The sequence below is a fragment of the Streptomyces sp. NPDC005483 genome (assembly GCF_040606035.1).
GTDB lineage: Bacteria > Actinomycetota > Actinomycetes > Streptomycetales > Streptomycetaceae > Streptomyces.
The window spans coordinates 1-1,196 of the sequence record NZ_JBEXEA010000128.1 but is presented as its reverse complement, the minus strand read 5'-3'; the positions used below and the strand labels follow the sequence as shown (position 1 = coordinate 1,196).

Annotated in this window: 2 protein-coding genes; both read right to left on the bottom strand. The window is 66.6% G+C overall.

Annotated features, from left to right (window positions below):
• Positions 1–35: 35 nt before the first annotated feature.
• Positions 36–923 carry an IS3 family transposase gene (locus ABZT06_RS50600; protein ID WP_355756731.1) on the bottom strand — a complete coding sequence of 296 codons (888 nt, stop codon included), beginning with the start codon at positions 921–923 and terminating at the stop codon, positions 36–38.
• A partial coding sequence (locus tag ABZT06_RS50595) for a transposase (protein ID WP_355756729.1) occupies positions 920–1,196 on the bottom strand: 277 nt, incomplete at its 5' end. The genes ABZT06_RS50600 and ABZT06_RS50595, both read right to left, overlap by 4 nt.

Here is a 1,196-nt window from a genome sequence, read left to right as displayed (position 1 = left end):
GCTGAAGTTTCCCCGTGATCCTGGACACTCGATGGTTATGCCGCGAGGGCGTGTTGCTGCCGCTGCCTGGTCTCGGCTGGGGTGAGGTAGCCGAAGATCTTGTGTTTGCGCAGGCGGCGGCGGTTGTAGAAGGTCTCGATGAAGGTGAAGACCTGGGCGCGGGCGGTGGCCCGGTCGGGCCAGATCCGGGTGCCGATTTCCTCCTTGAGCAGGGCCCAGAAACTCTCCGCGGCTGCGTTGTCGAAACATGATCCGGTGCGTCCGCAGCTCTGCCGCAGCCCCAACTCCCGTATGCGGCCTCGAAATTGAGTCGAGGTGTACTCGCTGCCGCGATCGCTGTGGATCACGCAGCCCAGCTCCAGGTTCCCCCGGCCGTGGGCCATGTCCAAGGCATCCACGACGAGTTCGGCGCGGTGGTGATCGGCCATGGCATAGCCGACGACCTCGCGGGTGGCCAGGTCCAGCCAGCAGGCGAGGTAGAGCCAGCCCTCGGCCGTCGGCAGGTAGGTGATGTCGCCGACCAGTTTGATCCCGGGACGCTCGGCGTGAAAATCGCGGGCGATCAGGTCCGGCGCCGGCTTCGCCTTCTTGTCCGGCCGGGTCAGCGAGCGGTGTTTCCGCCGGGTGACGCCCCGGATGTCGCGCTCTCGCATCACACGGGCGACGCGCTTTCGGTTCACCCGCCGTCCCAGGCGCCGCAGTTCGGCATGGATGCGCGGAACACCATAGGTCTTCCGGGAGGCGAGGTGCAGCACGGTGATCTCGTGCGCGAGCGAGTCGTCGGCGACCCGGCGGGCGCGGCGGGCGGCCTCGCTCTCGCGCCAGGCGTAGTAGGAGGAGCGGGTCACGTGCAGGACCCGGCACAGCAGAACGATCGGATAGTTCGCCTTCTCCGCGTGGATGAACCGGCACAACTCGCTCACCGGTCGTTCTCCTTCACGAAGAAGGCGGTCGCTTTTTTCAGGATCTCGATCGTCTGCTGCTGTTCGCGGTTCTCCTTACGCAGCCGCTTGAGCTCCTCGCGCTCGGCACTGGTCAACTCGGCCGATTCGCCCTCGCCCCGGTCCGTCTTGGCCTTGCGGTACCAGCCGCGCAGGGACTCGGAGCTGATGCCGAGTTCCCGGGCAACGGCGGTGACCGTCTTGCCCGAGGAATCGACGAGCGCGATCGCGTCCCGCTTGAACTCCTCGGTGTAC